The sequence below is a fragment of the Geovibrio sp. ADMFC3 genome (genome assembly GCF_054687035.1).
Genome location: NZ_BAAFZG010000002.1, coordinates 1,619,457 through 1,637,497, shown reverse-complemented (window position 1 = coordinate 1,637,497; position 18,041 = coordinate 1,619,457). Strand labels below are relative to the sequence as shown.

General features: G+C 45.5%; 14 protein-coding genes. 13 read left to right on the top strand and 1 reads right to left on the bottom strand.

Translation table 11 applies throughout. The annotated features are described in order from the left end of the window. Nucleotides 1–169 precede the first annotated feature (169 nt). From ACYRYY_RS08225 to ACYRYY_RS08170, 12 genes are all read left to right on the top strand, one after another. Nucleotides 170–466, top strand: coding sequence for a hypothetical protein (locus ACYRYY_RS08225; protein WP_460215120.1), 297 nt, complete (start codon nt 170–172; stop codon nt 464–466). A gap of 1 nt (nt 467) precedes the next feature. Continuing rightward, the gene (locus tag ACYRYY_RS08220) at nt 468–5,651 is read left to right on the top strand and encodes a pilus assembly protein (protein WP_460215119.1); all 5,184 of its coding nucleotides are present in this window, start codon (nt 468–470) and stop codon (nt 5,649–5,651) included. Beyond that, on the top strand, nt 5,648–6,091 hold the full coding sequence (locus tag ACYRYY_RS08215) for a pilus assembly FimT family protein (RefSeq protein WP_460215118.1): 444 nt from the start codon (nt 5,648–5,650) through the stop codon (nt 6,089–6,091). The genes ACYRYY_RS08220 and ACYRYY_RS08215 overlap by 4 nt, the downstream gene beginning before the upstream one ends. After that, complete coding sequence (locus ACYRYY_RS08210) at nt 6,081–6,587, top strand: prepilin-type N-terminal cleavage/methylation domain-containing protein (RefSeq protein WP_460215117.1); 507 nt, start codon at nt 6,081–6,083, stop codon at nt 6,585–6,587. The genes ACYRYY_RS08215 and ACYRYY_RS08210 overlap by 11 nt, the downstream gene beginning before the upstream one ends. A gap of 1 nt (nt 6,588) precedes the next feature. Continuing rightward, on the top strand, nt 6,589–7,563 hold the full coding sequence (locus ACYRYY_RS08205; RefSeq protein ID WP_460215116.1) for a PilW family protein: 975 nt from the start codon (nt 6,589–6,591) through the stop codon (nt 7,561–7,563). Further along, nucleotides 7,556–7,990 carry a hypothetical protein gene (locus tag ACYRYY_RS08200; RefSeq protein ID WP_460215115.1) on the top strand — a complete coding sequence of 145 codons (435 nt, stop codon included), beginning with the start codon at nt 7,556–7,558 and terminating at the stop codon, nt 7,988–7,990. The genes ACYRYY_RS08205 and ACYRYY_RS08200 overlap by 8 nt, the downstream gene beginning before the upstream one ends. Nucleotides 7,991–8,084: 94 nt before the next feature. Continuing rightward, the gene (gene glmU, locus ACYRYY_RS08195) at nt 8,085–9,446 is read left to right on the top strand and encodes a bifunctional UDP-N-acetylglucosamine diphosphorylase/glucosamine-1-phosphate N-acetyltransferase GlmU (RefSeq protein ID WP_460215114.1); all 1,362 of its coding nucleotides are present in this window, start codon (nt 8,085–8,087) and stop codon (nt 9,444–9,446) included. Between the two features lie 75 nt (nt 9,447–9,521). Continuing rightward, entirely contained in the window at nt 9,522–11,345 is a 1,824-nt protein-coding gene (gene glmS, locus ACYRYY_RS08190) for a glutamine--fructose-6-phosphate transaminase (isomerizing) (protein ID WP_460215113.1), read from the top strand. A 237-nt stretch (nt 11,346–11,582) separates the two neighbouring features. Beyond that, nucleotides 11,583–12,461, top strand: coding sequence for an acetylglutamate kinase (gene argB / locus ACYRYY_RS08185; RefSeq protein WP_460215112.1), 879 nt, complete (start codon nt 11,583–11,585; stop codon nt 12,459–12,461). Beyond that, nucleotides 12,461–13,078, top strand: a complete 618-nt coding sequence (locus tag ACYRYY_RS08180) for a protein-L-isoaspartate(D-aspartate) O-methyltransferase (protein ID WP_460215111.1) — start codon at nt 12,461–12,463, stop codon at nt 13,076–13,078. The genes argB and ACYRYY_RS08180 overlap by 1 nt, the downstream gene beginning before the upstream one ends. A 370-nt stretch (nt 13,079–13,448) precedes the next feature. Beyond that, nucleotides 13,449–14,381: a sigma-70 family RNA polymerase sigma factor gene (locus ACYRYY_RS08175; protein WP_460215110.1), complete on the top strand. Its 933-nt coding sequence runs from the start codon at nt 13,449–13,451 to the stop codon at nt 14,379–14,381. Further along, on the top strand, nt 14,381–15,553 hold the full coding sequence (locus ACYRYY_RS08170; protein WP_460215109.1) for a M24 family metallopeptidase: 1,173 nt from the start codon (nt 14,381–14,383) through the stop codon (nt 15,551–15,553). Before ACYRYY_RS08175 ends, ACYRYY_RS08170 begins: the two co-directional genes overlap by 1 nt. Here the strand turns inward: ACYRYY_RS08170 and ACYRYY_RS08165 are convergent. Further along, nucleotides 15,550–16,491, bottom strand: a complete 942-nt coding sequence (locus ACYRYY_RS08165; RefSeq protein WP_460215108.1) for a radical SAM protein — start codon at nt 16,489–16,491, stop codon at nt 15,550–15,552. The genes ACYRYY_RS08170 and ACYRYY_RS08165 overlap by 4 nt on opposite strands. A 441-nt stretch (nt 16,492–16,932) precedes the next feature. On the opposite strand from ACYRYY_RS08165, the gene ACYRYY_RS08160 reads away from it, so the two are divergent. Continuing rightward, a complete protein-coding gene (locus ACYRYY_RS08160; protein WP_460215107.1) occupies nt 16,933–18,030 on the top strand; it encodes a hydrogenase small subunit in 1,098 nt (365 codons plus the stop codon). Nucleotides 18,031–18,041: the final 11 nt, after the last annotated feature.

Genomic DNA, 18,041 nt, shown 5'->3' with positions numbered 1-18,041 from the left:
CTCTTAAATTTACACAGATTTGTGCAGTTTACCTTTGTTTTCTGTATAAATCCGTTGATTATAACATGGCGGCGGTCTGCCTTATTTCCTATGGCAAACCTTTCGGGCATGAAATATAATTAATAACGGAAAGTTTTATTTTCCGTGCAGTTTCTGCTGGAGTCTTTTTATGAAAAAATCCCTGATTGCGGTTCTTTTATTAATTATCATGTATTCTGCCGAATCATACGGCAGGGCTCCTGTGATTGTCGAAGGTGTTTTCAGCGGTGTCAGATCAGATAAAATTATTTTAAAAGGCGACCAGTACTCTTTTTCTCCTGAAAATATCACTGTTATCAGAATTATTAAGAGACGAGGCGCATTCTATGAGGAGACTTCTGATTTACGGAGCCTTCGTTCAGGAACTGAAATTACAGCCCAGACATACGGCGCATATATTACCCGTATAGTTTATGAGGACTATTGATATGAGAAAAACTTTTGCGGTTCTTGCCGTTTTCTTCATTTTAACATCAGTATCAATGGCAGACATGACAGACTACTGCGGTTCGGGAAATAATATCAGTATTCCGCCGTTTATATCCGCAGGAGCATCGCCTCTGGTAATGTTCGTTATGGGCAGGGATCACAAGCTCTATTACGAAGCGTACAACGATGCCACGGATCTTGACGGTGACGGAATTATCGACATCGGCTACACACACTCCATAGACTATTACGGTTATTTCGATTCCTATAAATGCTACACATACAGCTCCGGTGACGGGCGTTTTAATCCCTCCCGCACCACAGATGATAAATACTGCGGAGGCAGCAGTGAGTGGAGCGGCAACTTCCTTAACTGGATGTCCATGTCACGTATTGATGTTTTGAGAAAAGTTCTTTACGGGGGCTTCCGCAGAACAGATACATCTTCCCTCTCGGTTCTTGCAGGAACATACATCCCCAACGATGCTCACTCATGGGGTAAGGAGTACGCCGGAGGCGACACCAGACAGCTTACCCCCTTTAATGCTCCCCCTGCTTCATGTGTGCTCCCCTCTTCTGCTGCTTCATGGAACAGAACAGGGAATGAAGGCATTCTCATGGTTAAGTATGTGGACGGATTAAATAACGGATGCGGCACTGCCGACACAATGATGAGTGCTTTCAGCCCCCGTGATTACGTTTCCCATGAATATGTGAACACAATATGGGATTCTCAGGCAGGGACGGTAAACCACGGCAACCTGATGTATGTTACGGAGATTAATGTTCCGTATAACAGGAGCGGTACGTGGTATTTTGCCATTAATTCCTCTGACGGCGGCGAAATCGAAGTTGACGGTGTGGTGCGTGCTTCCCGTTACGGCTGCAATGATTACGGCAGCAATAACACATCCAGCTCCCTTACGGGCTCCGTTTATCTCAACAGCGGATGGCACCGTATAGTTGTAAGGGTGAGAAGAGACAACAGCGGCGATGACATAGGTGCCAGAATCAGCTATCGAAGACCAAGCTCAAGCACATGGAGAAATTTTTCCTACAGCAACCTGAATAATGACGGTGTTTCCCTTCGTGCGCCTAATGTCTCTGCAAGCTCAACAGGCATGTGCAGTCTTAAAACATCAGAATTTGTTGAATCCGGTACACCTTCATCGGGAACATTTCAGGATAAACGCCACCTTTTTTGTGTTACATCAAAGAATAATGAAAATAATGACCATTCAATAAGAGTTCTTCAGAACCGTACAGAACGCATATGGCAGTGGGCTTCCATAGAAGGCAGCTCCTGCGGAACATCCATTGACTCCAATGCAGACGGAACCGCAGACACGGGTATCAGTCCTACGGATTATTACACTCGTGTTAAGGTTTGCGATTCATCAGTGGGAGAAGAAACTAACTGCTATGACTATGGCTCAGGAAGTAAAAAACCCACCGGTCTTCTCCAGAGATACGGAACAGGCAGCGGAGCGGACATATGCTCCAAAACCTATGAGGCATCAGGCTTATGTTCAGGTGATGAGGGTATTCTTTTAAAAGAATCCCCCATGTATTTCGGAATGCTCACAGGCTCCTATGAAAAAAATATCAGCGGCGGAGTAGTGCGCAAAAACATCGGTTCCATTATGGATGAAATTAACTCTGACGGAACCTTTAAAAGCACAACACCTGCGAACGGAAGTATAATCAAGACCCTTAACAGCCTTAAGATAGATTACAGCGGCAACTGCGGCTGGATAACTAACGGTCCTTTTACGGAAGGAAACTGTAAAATGTGGGGTAACCCCATAGGCGAGATGCTCTGGGAAACTCTCAGATATTTCAAAGGAGAGGACAGAACCTCCGCCTATAACTATACATCCGGCATAGACAGCAACTTAGGTCTGCCCAAGCCTGACTGGCGGAGCCCTTATGGTGATTTCCCGTATTGTTCCAAGCCGAATATTATCATAATCAGTGATGTTAACCCCAGTTACGATAACAATGTTCCTGCAAGCGGCACATTTACCGACTATTCATTAAGCTCGCTCTACAATGACATATCAGAAAATGAAGGGATCAGCGGCAACTATTTCATCGGCAGCAACGGAAGCACAAACGACTTTGCATGCTCCGAAAAACCCCTTTCCGATATTGGCAGCGCACTTGGGCTCTGCCCTGAAGAACCTACTAAAAACGGCACATACAGCACTGCCGCACTAGCCTATTATGCTAAGACAAAAATGAATGAAAATACTGTAACCGGCGCAGGAACGCTGCCGAATATAGATACCCACGCCGTTGCCCTCGCCTCGCCTCTGCCGGAGATCAAAATTGCCACGGGCAGGGGAACAGTGCAGATGATACCTATGGGTAAGTCTGTGAGCGGCAGCGATATAAACTGCGGTTTCAGATATGATGAGAATTTCGGCGTTCGTTTTACAGGAACTGGATTCTGCCCATCAAACCAGATCGTAGACTTCTATGCAGAGTCCATAACCGAAACATCCGGACGTTTCCGCATCAACTTTGAAGACGTTGAGCAGGGGGCAGATCATGATATGGATGCCATTGCCCGTTATGACTATGAAGTAAATGACGATGACACCATAACAATAACCCTCACCTCTGAATATGCCGCAGGCGGAATAAACCAGATAATGGGCTTCGTCATAACAGGCACAACCTCAGACGGCGTTTATATACCCATAAGAAACAGGGACGGCAACGTTGTTCCGCAGAACGGCAGCAACATGCCTTTGATATGGAGCAAAACTTTTTCAGTCAGCGAGGGCGGAGCCTCCGCTCAGCTACTTAAAAATCCGCTCTGGTATGCGGCTAAATACGGCGGGTTCAGTGAAAAAGGCAACAACAGTATTCCTGATGTTCAGTCGGAATGGGATGAGGACGGCGACGGTATTCCCGATAATTACCACTACATAACAAACCCGCTGCTCCTTGAACAGAAGTTTGCAAAAGTTTTTACTGATATATTAAAAAGAACAGCATCAGGTACTGCTCCTGCAATCGGTCTGGGTAAAAACAGAGGAACACTGATCAACCATGCCCTTTTTTATCCTGAAAAGGACTTCGGAGATTCTGTTCAGTCAAATAATATCCAGTGGGCGGGTCAGCTATTTACTTACTGGTTCTTCACCCACAGAAACACACAGAACATCATGGAAGACAGCAACAGCAACTTCCGCCTCGATCTGTGTGATTCAGGAGATAAAATACTCGAATTCAGGGTTGATGAAGCAGGCTCTCTCCAGATAGACAGATACACTGCCAACTGTCAGGGAAGTAAAGACCTTGACGCTCCCTCCAACTCCAACATATCCATTGATGATGTAGCCTATCTGTGGGAAGGCGGTAAAAAGCTGTCACAGACCTCCGCTGCTTCCAGAGTGGTTTATACTAATGTTGACGGCAGCCTTGTTCAGTTCAATACGGCTAATCAGGCTGAATTCTCTGACATGCTCGGTCTGCCCGAATCGTTCCCCGCATGCTTAGGTACGGCAGATAATCTTATCAGCTACATACTCGGAACTGATTTCAACGGATGCCGCTCAAGAATGCTCCTTAACGGTAATACATATAAGCTGGGCGATATACTTAACTCAAGCCCTGTGATGGTCGATTATCCGAACAAAACAGGTAAACCGGGTTATACCATGACGTACGTTGGCGCCAATGACGGCATGCTCCACGCTTTCCGAGCAGGTAAGGTGCTTACAAGCGGTCTTGTCTCTTATCAGGCGGTGAAGCTCTGCAACGACTCTGCTGACTGCTCTACAGACAAGATCGGACGTGAGGAATGGGCTTTTATACCGAAGAATGCTCTGCCCTATCTGCGTTATCTGGCTGATCCTGACTATTGCCATATATACTATAATGACCTGGCTCCTTACATCCTTGAAGTTAAAGACTCTGCCGGGTATGTCACCAAGAGAATACTCATAGGCGGAATGAGGCTCGGCGGGGCATGCGGAACAACCGCTTCAAGCACTGTGAAACCGCCTGCGGACACCTGTGCAGATCCCGCAAGCTCTGACTGTGTGGGACTTTCATCCTACTACGCCCTGGATGTTACGGATCAGAACAACCCTGTTCTTCTGTGGGAGTTTACAGACCCGTATCTTGCTTACAGTTTTTCCGGACCGGCGTTTATCACCAAAGGGAACAGCAAATATATTATGTTCCTCTCCGGTCCCACAAACTATGCGGGAACAGCAGGGCAGGACTTGAACATTTTTATCCTGAACCTTGATCCTGTTAACTACACGGTAAATCAGGTGCATAAGTTTAGCGGTGCCAACCGCAGCGGCTACACAAGGGTTTCGGCACTCAGCTCCTACAGCAACGCATTCGGCGGCAAGCTTTTTACCAACGGGGTTGACTACGGAAGTGACGGCGACACGGATGTTGTTTTCTTCGGTATAAACCAGATGACAGGTAACGAAGGCAGCCCCAACTGGTCGGGTAATGTCATGGGGGTCAGGATAACAAGCGAAAACCCTGAAGCATGGGAATTCGGCAATGTTTTCAACAGCGCCCAGAAACCTGTGACACAGAAAGTTGAATATATGAGCTGCTTTGACATGAAATATATTTATTTCGGTACAGGCAGATGGTTCTATAAAATAGATGAAGCCGGCATTAACGCCAATGAGCACAACTACCTTTACGGTGTGCGGATTGATGACTGCATCGGCGGAAACTGCAACCTGAATAACGCCCACACCAGTGAAGAGTCATGCAGTCAGCTTCTCAGCGAAAACAGAAGCTTCGCATGGTCAAAGGTGCTTGAACCGAAGAGCGGTAATTATCTTATGGAAAGGCTTTTATCAGATCCTGAACCTGTTGATTATGCCGATGTTGTGTTCTTCGGTACAACAGAGCCGAACTCAGACATATGTTCCTTCGGCGGGCGTTCCAGAGTATGGGGGCTTAACTGCGCCACAGGCTCCGCCATAGCACTTTCATGCGACGGCGAATATCAGGTGGATGTTTCAAAGGTTCCGCCCATATGGGTTCCCAGAACTCCGGGAGATATAAGCAAGGTTTCAAGCCCTGAGGATGAAACCACTGACTGGAAGGAAGGCGCAATTATAGGCGATATACAGTCTGCGGCTGAACAGGACAGAGAAAGAAAAGGAAGGCTTCTTTTCTGGATTGAGAAATGATGAATAACAAAGGCATTACTCTGATCGAACTGCTTGCTGTAGTGACCATTGTGGGTATTTTGCTCACAATGGGAACAATCGGGTACAGACAGCTTTCCGTGAAAGCTAATGTGGAGTCCGACACAAGGCAGATCCTCGCCCTCACCAATATGGCAAGGCAGTATTCCTTCACCAGAAAGGTGACTTTGAGGGTGAGTGTGAATGACAGAGTGATTAAAATAGTAGATGCAGACGGAAACGACTATGAAGGTCTTTCATTAACAGCAAAAACACCCTTTGAGACAGACGACGATATTACTTTTACAGGCGGCTTCTCCACAGTAACGGGGATGATCCGCTCTTCAGGCGATGATACAAGAGCGGAGTATGACTGTGTGCTTTATGAAGCAAACAGTGTCAGCGCAGGAAGATATGACGGGGAGAACTGCAATGTCAGATAACAGGGGCTTTACTATTATGGAAGTGCTCGTTTCCATGGTTGTTATGGCTGTGGTAATGCTTGGTCTGGCTTACGGCTATATCCTTGTTCAGCAGAGAAACCTAGCCGGGCTGCTCCGTCAGAAGGGTGAGGAAACTGTTCAGAGTGTATTTGAAACCATGAGAAGTGCAGAACTTGATGACCTCACTGATCAGCCGGACTCCCTGCCGGAGATGGATCTTGAAGACACGCAGAACCTCAATGAATATTGTGACCCCTCTGATAATGATACCCCTTCGGATCCTGTCTGCACCGGAACTTTTGTTTTTCGCAAAGCAAGCGGTGAAGACGGAGGCAGTGTGGACTATGAGGTTGTTTATAAGCTTTTTGAAACGGTTTCTGATGCCGGAGTCGAACTGGAAGGGACAAGAACTGTCATTGCCACGATCTGCTGGAGATTCAAAGGAAGCCTGAAATATATTACAAGGAAAACAGTTATACAGAAAGGTGGTCTGTAGAATGAAAAAAGGTTTTTCCATTATTGAGCTTCTTGTGGTTATGGTGATTTCGGGCGTAATGATTACCGCTCTTTACTCCACTTACATGAATCTTTATTCCGGTTCCAAGACCCAGTCTAAGATAGCGGAATCTATGATAGAAGGGATTATAAACTCTGAAATAATCAGAACTGATCTTGTCAACATCGGTTTGGGACTTGCCAAAGATGAAAAAGTCACAGGCACATCAGATGACCTTTATCCTATAAACTGGGACGCTGACAACAGAACTCTTTTTATACATACAACTTATGACAGGCTTAATCCGAAAACCCACGGCTGGGCACTTTTTAAATGCGAATCAGACAACGCAAGCAATATTACCTGTGAAAAGGATAATGAACAAAGCGGACTCAGCGCAGACTCATTCACGTCTCTCAAAATGATAAGCTCACTCAATAATAAAGAGATAGATTATGACGAAGGAACTGTGGCAGCAGCAGACTACTACTATGCTGTAGGCTATCCTTATGATGCTGCTGCGGCTGATAAATATATCACTGTTACCTATAGGCTCGATGATGACTGTAACGGTGACGGAACACCGGACAGAGGAGCGAGGTGCAACGCAAATACCTCTGTTCTGTGCAGAAATAATGTAGCACTTGTGGATTGTGCCGGCGGATTTGAGATATATGCAGGTTATGAGGAAGGCGGAAACATCGTTTACGACAACCTGACCAGTATTGTTAATGATGACCGCAGTCATTTTTTTAAACTTCGCAGGCTGATTGTTTACGTTCTTGTTCAGGAGGGGCAGTTTGACCGCAAGTTCAACTTCGGAGCGGATGAAATGGTGAAGGAGCTTGGGTTTGACGCAGAAGATAGCCTGCTTGACCAGATAAGCTTTCCTATCCCTGAAGACGGAAGAAACTACCGCTGGAATATCATGACAATTGATGCCCGTACTTATAACATAGGAAAAAAATATGATTAGGCTTGGCAATAAAGGATTCTCCCTTCTTACCACTCTGATTTTATCTGCTGTGGCTTTGGCGTTTATCAGTGCCCTTGTTTATTTTGTTCAGTCAGGTTCCCGTTCTGCGGCTTCCTTAGAGTCTTATAAAAGCTCCCTTGAAATCGCTAAAGGAGCCTCAGAGTTTCTCATTGCAGGGGTTTACAATGAACTGGTCGGTTTCGGTCATATCGACTGCGATTCAGATCTGGATGATGTAAACGCTTATCTCTCTCCCTATGATCAGGATACGGAAACTCACAATGTAACTGTAACTGCTTTCAAGTGTGAGCGTTTTAATAATAACTATGATGAACTATATGTTATGAAACTTCTGGTACAGAGAGAAAACAGCCAGGAAAAAGCCGAGGTGGAATTCGGTTATCTTAAAGAATATGATGATGAATAAATAGTTTTCTATACACTGTCAATTATATTCCACAATTGATTTTTCTGTGTCATTTGCCTAAACTCTTATTTATTGTTTTTTGTACGGTGAAATAATGAAGATTCTTGCTTTAATTCTTGCTGCGGGTAAGGGAACCCGTATGAAATCATCCAAACCTAAAGTCCTTTTTGAATCGGCGGGAAAGCCGATGATAGATTATGTGATAAATGCCGCAGGCTCATGCGGTGCGGATGCTGTTAATATAGTTATAGGCAGCGGTGCTGAGGAAGTTAAAGCCTATGTGGGCGGGCAGGCGCAGTTCAGCCTTCAGCAAAATCAGCGTGGTACAGCGGATGCTGTACTTGCAGCGGCAGACGCCATAAAGCAGCACGGCGGTCATGTGCTTATACTCTGCGGTGATATGCCCCTTGTAAGGGCGGAAACCCTTGCCGGATTTATTGAGGCTGCAAAGGTGCATCCTGTCAGTTTTATCAGTGTTTGCGTTAAAAATCCCTTCGGTTACGGGCGTGTTGTCCGTGGCGGAGGCGGTTCTGTGATAAGAATAGTTGAAGAAAAAGACGCCTGCGAACAGGAAAAGAAAATAAATGAAATAAATACCGGAATATATTTCTGCGAATCATCCGTTCTGCTGGACAGACTTTCCCGTGTGGGGAGCGATAATGCCCAGAATGAGTTTTATCTCACAGATATAGTCAAGGAAGGCGCATTTGCCTATAAAGCTAATGATGAGAGCGAGTTCCTCGGAGTGAACAACCGTGTTCAGCTTGCAGAAAGTGCAAAAGCTCTCTGGAAGCGCAGAGCAGTTAAGTTTATGGAGCAGGGGGTAAGCATACTTGATCCGGACACTTTTTATGCGGATGAAGAAACAGAGATAGAATCTGACACCGAAATATATCCCAATGTTTACCTCCATGGGAAAAATGTAATAAAAACAGGCAGCGTGATTATGTCCGGCTGCCGTATAACCGATTCTCTGATAGATGAAAACTGTGAAATAAAGGATAACTGCTATATCACTGAGAGCAAGGTCGGTGCGGGAAGCTCTGTGGGGCCCATGGCGCAGCTCCGCCCCGGTACAGTGCTTGAAGGTGAAAATAAGATAGGAAACTTTGTGGAAACAAAAAAAGCTGTTCTTGGTCTTGGGAGCAAGGCAAGCCACCTCACTTATCTTGGAGATGCGGAAATCGGCAGAGACGTAAACATCGGCTGCGGTACTATTACCTGTAATTATGACGGTATCTCGAAGTATAAAACAGTGATAGAGGACGGAGTCTTTGTCGGCAGCGATGTTCAGCTTGTGGCACCCGTAAAGATAGGCAGAGGCGCTCTGCTTGCCGCAGGCTCAACGATTACAAAAGATGTTCCCGAAGATTCTCTCGCCATGACAAGGGCGGAGATGAAGGTTAAGGAAGGCTGGGTCTCCCGCTGGAAAAATGCAAAAAACAAAGGGAAATAGAGTAAAGTGCGAGCGTGTATCAGAATCTGACAGGGTGTGCAGATTCTGATTATAAAATGGTATAAGCAGGTTATTATGTGCGGAATTGTAGGATATATAGGAAATTCAAAAGCATCAAACGTCCTTCTTGAAGGTCTTTCCAAACTCGAATACAGAGGTTATGACTCGGCAGGGCTCTGCCTTCTGGAAAACGGAACAATAGAGATAACACGCAGTGTGGGCAAGCTGGTAAACCTTAAAGAAGCTGTTAAAAACAGGGATTTTACGGCGACGGTGGGTATAGGACATACCCGCTGGGCAACCCATGGGAAACCTTCTTTTGAAAATGCCCACCCCCATAAATCAAAATATATCTCACTGGTACATAACGGTATAATAGAAAACTACCTCGCAATAAAAGAAAAACTCGCATCAAAGGGCTTCACTTTTGCATCTGAAACCGATACAGAGGTCATAGCGCATCTTATAGAATCTCTTTATGACGGTGATCTCCTCAAAGCTGTTCAGGCTGCCTTAGCGGAGCTTAAGGGGTCTTATGCCCTTGGCGTGATCTCAGAAAAAGAACCGGATAAGGTTATAGTTGCAAGAAAAGACAGCCCGCTTGTTCTCGGCGTAGGCAACGGTGAGATGTTCGCCGCAAGTGATATTCCGGCAGTGTTAAGCCATACACGCACATTTGTGTTTCTGGATGACGGCGATATAGCGGTCATAACCAAAAACGGCTACAAAATTTACGATGCCGAAGGCTGCGCAGTGGACAGAGAGACTAAAAATATAGACTGGAACCCTGTCATGGCGGAGAAAGCCGGGTATCGCCATTTTATGCAGAAGGAAATAAACGAACAGCCCAGAGCGCTTATCGACACTATCAGAGGGAAATACAGCCTTGAATCAGGAGATGTATTTTTTGATCTCTCAAAAGATTTGGAAAAATCCCTGAAAGATATAGACAGAATAGTAATAGTCGCCTGCGGAACAAGCTGGCATGCGGGGCTTGTGGGCAAGTTTTACATAGAAAAATTCGCCCGTATTCCCGTTGAGGTGGATATTGCTTCGGAATACCGCTACAGGGATCTCATCGCTGATGAAAAGCTGCTTTTTGTTGCCATAAGCCAGTCGGGCGAAACTGCGGACACCCTCTCCGCCCTGCGTATGGTCAAAAAAATGGGTGCAAAGGTCATTTCCATATGCAATGTTGTGGGCTCATCCATAGCAAGAGAATCCCACAGTGTTATATACACACACGCCGGACCTGAAATAGGCGTTGCATCCACAAAAGCGTTTACCACACAGGTGGCGAGTCTCTTTCTTTTTGCAATGTATCTTGCCAGGCAGAACGGCAAAGTGAGCGCAGACCGATGCAGAGAATACCTCAAGGAACTTGTGGGTATTCCTGATAAACTTGAGCATGTTCTCAAACAGGATGACCGCATAGAGGAACTCGCCAAAAAATACAAGGATGTATCGGACTTTCTTTATCTGGGCAGAAATGTAAACTACCCCATAGCTCTGGAAGGTGCGCTGAAGCTTAAAGAGATTTCGTATATTCATGCTGAAGGATACCCCGCAGGGGAGATGAAGCATGGTCCTATAGCACTCATAGACAGCGAGCTTCCGGTGTTTGTGATAGCAGTGAAAGGTTCGGTTTATGATAAAACCGCTTCTAATATAGAGGAAGTTAAAGCCAGAGACGGCATAGTGATAGCCATTGTCACCGAAGGTGATACCGAGCTTGCAGGCAAGGCGGATCATATAATAGAAGTTCCTGATGTGTCTGAAGAGCTTTCCGTTTTTCTCACAGTTACAGCAACTCAGATATTCGCCTACCACTGCGCCAACCTTCTGGGACTTGATGTTGACCAGCCCCGAAATCTGGCTAAATCTGTCACGGTGGAATAAATTCTAAGCCTCCGCACAAACCTGCGGAGGCTTTTTTGATTAAAGAATGTTTTAAAGAGACTCCTTCTCATGTCTTCGGCCTGTTTTTAACTGTTATGAAATAAAGCCGGCTCTTTTTCTTCAACTTTTAAACCGATGGTGAGTTAATAAGTCCTTTGGAGAATAAATGTGCTTTATTCCATTCCGTTTTCGGTTTATACATGAAGACTCCCTTACATATTTTTCCGGAGAGAAAAGATGGAAGAACTCATTAGAAAAGCGGATGTGCTGATAGAGGCACTGCCCTATATTCAGAAATTTTACGGCAAAACTATTGTTATAAAATATGGCGGTCATGCAATGGTGGATGAACAGCTTAAACTCAGCTTTGCCAACGACATAGTGCTCATGAAGTATATCGGCATACGCCCTGTGATTGTCCATGGCGGCGGTCCGCAGATAGGCGATATGCTGAAAAAGCTTAATATAAAGACCGAATTTGTTTCCGGAATGAGAGTCACAGACGCCGAAACTATGAATGTTGTTGAAATGGTTCTGGCGGGCAAGATTAATAAAGATATCGTAAGAATGATAAATAAAAACGGCGGTGTTGCCATAGGTCTTTCCGGCAAGGACGGAAACCTTATCCGTGCGGAAAAGCTCCGCCTTGAAGATGACCCCACCTTCATAAGAACACCGGAAATAATAGACCTTGGGCATGTCGGAAAGGTTAAGGATGTGAACGTCGGCGTTCTTGAAAGACTTGCGGACAGCTATATTCCGGTAATTGCCCCTGTGGGTGTGGGCGATGATTACGAGGCTTACAACATCAACGCCGACCTTGTCGCAGGCAGTATAGCCGCTGCTCTTAAGGCAGAGAAGCTTGTTTTGCTCACGGACGTACCTTACGTTATGGATAAGGACAAAAACCGCATCTCAACCATCCATCTTGATGATATTGATAAAATGAAAATAGACGAAGTTGTTACCGGCGGAATGATACCAAAGGTCGACTGCGCCGCAGAAGCAGTAAGGGGCGGCGTTAAAAAAGCACATATAATAGACGGGCGTGTTCAGCACTCTGTGCTGCTTGAGATGTTTACCACATCAGGCATCGGCACGCAGATAGTGGAATAATGCACAGAGACCTTATACCCCAGAGCTTCATAACGGACATTGTCGCTCCTGCCTGCGGAAATGACAGAAAGATTCTTGAGGCTTTTCTCAAAACCCCCCGTGCAAAATTTATAGATGAGGCAATGTGCCGCCGTCCATATGCGGATGATGCTCTGCCCATCGGGTTCGGACAGACAATTTCAAAACCGTCAACTGTGGCGCTGATGACCAGAGCCCTGCAGCTTGAGCCTAACCATCGAGTGCTTGAAATAGGCAGCGGTTCAGGCTTTCAGGCTGCGATACTCAGCAGGCTTTGTGCAAGAGTGTACACAGTGGAGAGAATACCTGAGCTTTACCGCAGGGCCATGGGCATCATTCACAAAATGCGTATTTATAATATTAAGTTTAAGCTGGATGACGGAAATTTAGGCTGGGCGGAAAATGGCCCTTATGACAGGATAATAGCTACGGCAGAAGCAAAAAATCTTCCGCAGGAGCTTATAGCCCAGCTTGCAGAAGGCGGCATAATGCTTATCCCTCTTGACGGCTCAATTATTGAGGTTGTTAAAGAAAATGACGAGATACGGCAGCGCAAAATTGCTGACTGCAGCTTTGTTGATTTTGTTTGCGGAAAATAGAACATTATTTTTCTTTAGACAGCAGAGGTTTTTGGAACTTCCGTTTAATATGTTTTAATTTCTTTTGTGTATCAAACCCATGTCTGGTATTTGTTAAATCGGATCAAATTTATCTTTATGGTAATTTTCCCCTTCCCATTTCAATAGAACTGCGTTAAATTATTACTTGTCAAGCGAAGTTAGGTTGAAATTTTCAGAATTTCTGCACTGCTTTGCCTGAGTCTATCGGCAGTGTTTGCCACGTTTCGTGTATCAGAAATAGTGTGCGATCTCACTATTATAACGGTTCGCGGCTGAACAGTATTGATCATGTTTTTATTTTATTTTTTATGGAGCGATTATGATCAACGATGATTTACTGCAGAAGAGTATGCCTGAAATTGACGAAGCTGATGTCGAAATCGACATTGAAGAAGAACAGCTTCAGGTGGAAGTCGAGGTTGAGGACATAAAGCCCGACTATAATTCTGAAGATTTAGAAGTTTTCAAAATATATCTTAACGAAATTTCACGTTATCCTGTCTTAACGCGGGAAGAGGAAGTCGATCTCGCAAAGGGGATAGAACAGTCTGACAAGGCGGCTAAGGAAATGATGATAAAGTGCAATCTGCGCCTTGTTGTTTCCATAGCAAAAAAGTACATCAACAGAGGCATGACTCTTGTTGACCTTGTTGAGGAAGGGAATATCGGACTTCTTAAAGCAGTGGAAAAGTTCGACTATACCAAAGGGTTTAAGTTCAGCACATACGCAACATGGTGGATACGGCAGGCTATTGAGCGTGCCATAATCAACCAGTGCCGCATGGTGAGAATACCTGTTCATATGTCTGAAAATATCAGTAAGGTGCTGAAAGTTCAGGCTGATTTGCAGCAGAAGTTCGGGCGTGAGCCTTCTATCCTTGAAATATCCACAGCGGCAAAGATGCCTCTTTCCGCACTTAAAAAAGTTTTTGACGCCATCAAACAGGACACTTCCCTTGATATGCCTGTGGGCGGCGATGAAAGCAGTACTCTGCATGAGTTTATAGCTGACGATGAAAAATATCTCGATCCTTATATGAAAATAGAATCTGAAAGTAAGAAGGACACTATCTTCAAATGGCTCACTTTTTTGAGTGACAACGAGAGAGAGATAATAATACGCCGCTACGGATTAAGCGGAAACGATCCCGAAACTCTTGAGGCCATAGGCGGAGACTTGGGCATAACCCGTGAAAGGGTACGCCAGATAGAGAAAAGAGTTCTCAGCAAATTAAGAAACTTGCTTAAAACAAAGAATATATCATTGGAGGAACTGCTTTAATGACATTTACGCCCGAAGAACTTGCTCACAGGCTGGAAAAATTCAAAACTAACCTCACAAAGCAGGATGCGGGCTGGGAAAAAGCAGTCCTCATGGACAGATTGAACAATTATTACTTTACAGGAACTTTGCAGAACGGCGTGCTTGTCATCCCCCGTGAGGGCACGGCCGTTTTTTATGTCCGCCGCAGTTTTGAAAGAGCGGTGGAGGAATCAGCATTTCCTGAAATAACTCCTTTCAAAAGCTTCAGGGAACTTAAGCTCAAAGGCGGCGGAACACTTTACTGCGATATGGAAAAAATTCCCCTCGCCCATTTTGAACGTTTCACAAAATATTTCACATTTGATGCAGTTAAGCCTGCTGACGCTGCCATTGCAAAAACCATGGCAGTTAAGTCGGAGGCGGAGCTTAAACTCATGGAAACGTGTGGGGAGATCCACCGGAGTGTTCTTGAGGAGTTTATTCCTTCTGTACTGAAAGAGGGAATGAGCGAGGTTGAACTCGGAGCCCTTGTTCAGGGAGAGATGCTCCGCAGAGGACACCACGCTGTTACAAGAACGGGAGGCTTCGGAACTGAGCTGCATCTCGGGCTTTTCTGCTTCGGCGAAAGCGCTCTTTATTTCAACACATTCGACGGGCCGGGCGGAGTAAGGGGTCTGCATCCTGCTGTTCCGATGTTCGGCAATCACCATATAAAGCTTAAAAAGCATTCGCCGGTTTTCGTGGATATTGGCTGTAATGTCGGAGGGTATCACACGGATAAGACCTGCATTTATTCAGTAGGCAGGCTGCCTGAAAAAGCTCTTGAATTTCACCGGATCTGCGTGGATATGCAGAATAAAGCGGCTGCAATGCTTAAACCCGGTGCTATGCCCGCAGATATATTCAGGAAACACACCGAAGGTGTCAGCGAAGAATTTCTCAGAGAATACAACGGCTTCGGCAGTGGAAAGGTCAAGTTCCTAGGTCACGGAATAGGTCTGCACATAGACCAGTATCCTGTGATTGCTGAGGGTTTTGATGAACCCCTTGAGGAAAACATGGTCTTGGCTGTTGAGCCTAAAAGGGGTATCGAGGGTCTCGGTATGGTGGGTGTTGAAAACACTTTTGTTGTCACTCCTGAAGGCGGAAGGAGCATAACAGGTCACGGCTTTAACGTTATAGAGGTTTAGCGGCGCCCGAAGTAGAACTTCTGTCCCTTAAAAATTTTTTCCTCTATCAGTCCTGCTTTGAGCATGCTGTCTGTTACTGCTGCGGTTTTAGCTTCATCAGAGCCGAATACGGCGCAGATATCATTTACCGTGCAGGGGCGCATTCTCAGCAGGGCAGAAACTCTTTCGGGAAGGTTTTCGTCTGTTGTTCCGCCGAGGGATTTAACAAAATTGCCCACAGGTTCCACATTTATTCCGAACGATTTGAAATAAAGGAATGCATCAATAAGTTCTTCCTCGTTCAGCCCTTTTGTGCCTGAGTATGCTGGCGGACGGAACACTGTGTTCACCTGAACCATATCGTATCTGCATCTCTTTATTACATCGGCAATTGCGGACATTTCCTCTTTTGAATCATTTATATCTTTTACAAGAAGCACTTCCAGATAGATTTTTCCTTTGAAGATGTGCGTAAACTCTGCCAGAGCCTTATTAATCTCTGTTATGTCAAGTTCAGGGGCAGGAAGGTTTACAGACTGAAATGCGCCGTCTGTTGCCGCGTCAAGGCTGGGAACTATAATATCAAAAAGCATCAGTGCGTTCTGCACTTCCTTGTTTGTCAGGGTGGTGCTGTTGGTAAGAATCGCAATCGGGTGGGATGAAACCTCTTTTATTCTCCGTGCTATTTCCGCAAGATTCCTGTTGAGAGTCGGCTCACCGGAACCTGTTATCGTTACTACATCTATATTATCTTTAACTTTTTCGTACTCTCTGCTGAACTCATCTATTATATCGTCAGTGCTGAACCAGCTTTCGCGGGCGCATGTAAGTTCTGTTGTTTTGCCGACTTCGCAGTAAACACAGTCCAGAGTGCATATTTTAGAGGGAATAATATCCACCCCCAGTGAGCGTCCGAGTCTTCTTGAGGGTACAGGTCCGAAAATATATTTGTTTGTCATTCTGTTTCTCCGCAAAAGATTAGTATAATCCAAAAGATAATAATTTCAAATAAGAACAATCCTCAACTCCCGTCTCTAAAGGGTTTATGAACATAAGTCACTTTAGTAGCATGTTTTCAGTTTTTCGTAACACTCTAAACCATTCATATAAAGTAAATTCATAACGCTGTTGTCATTGATCTTATGAGTATATGGTGATAATCTTTAGATAAGAAAAGCGATGCAAATGCTCTTTGTTAAATGTTTATATGTAAAAAGTTTCAAGCGGGTGTTCGGATTGTAACAGTCCGTTTTTGTGCGTTGCCGGCGGGTTGTGTCAGCTTTCTTTTTATGTATAAAAAAATGTTCTATGTTAACAGCATAGGGCTAGTAATATCAAAATATGTAGGTTTAATAGTTTTTACAGGATAACCCGTTTATCGTAAAATGGAGGTACTGTTCATGGGACTGCGTGAGAAACTGGAACTGCTGGGTGTCAGCAGAAGAGACTTTCTGAAATTCTGTACAGCCGTGAGCGCAACGCTGGCTTTGCCGCCGGCTCTCGCTCCCAAAGTTGCAGAGGCGCTGGAGGATGATAATCGTCCGGCTGTGATCTGGCTCGAATTCCAGAGCTGCTCCGGCGACTCTGAATCTCTTCTCCGTTCGGGACGCCCCAAGGCGGCGGATCTTGTGCTTGACGTAATCTCCCTTGATTATGCCGAAGTGCTTATGGCTGCCGCAGGGCATCAGGCTGAACAGGCGAAACATGATTCAATGGAAAAAAATAAAGGCAAATATGTTCTCATAGTTGAAGGTTCAATACCTGTTGATGATGACGGCGTATATTGCTGTATCGCAGGGGACACGGCGGAAAACCAGCTTAAAAAAGCAGCGGCGGGTGCCGCAATGGTTATTGCAGTGGGCAACTGTGCGAGTTTTGGCGGAATTCCTGCCGCGTATCCTAACCCCACTGGGGCGAAGGGCGTTGCCGATATAGTTAAAGGGGTTCCTGTGGTTAATCTCCCCGGCTGTCCCATGAACTGTGACAATCTTACCGCTCTCATCGTACACTATCTCATATTCGGAACACTTCCCGCTCTTGATAATCAGCTTCGTCCCAAATTTGCCCATGGCAAACGCATTCATGACAACTGCGAAAGAAGAGGTCATTTTGACGCAGGTCAGTATGTGGAAAAATGGGGAGACGAAGGTCACAGACAGGGCTGGTGTCTGTATAAAATGGGCTGTAAAGGTCCGCAGACATGGCATAACTGTCCCACTATACGCTGGAATGACGGTGTTAGCTGGCCTGTTATGGCTGGCCACGGCTGTGTGGGCTGTTCAGAGCCCGGCTTCATAGACACTATGAGCCCGTTCTACAGAAGGCTGCCGGAAGTACCGGGCTTCGGCGTGGAATCCAGCGCAACAAGTGTCGGTCTCAAGCTTGTGGGTGTGGCTACGGCATTCTTCGCCGTTCACGGCGTGGTGAGCATTATACGCAACCGCGGAACAGTGAAGCGTGTGGAAGAAGAGTACTACGAAAAAGACGAGAAGAAGTAGGCGAGGTGTTT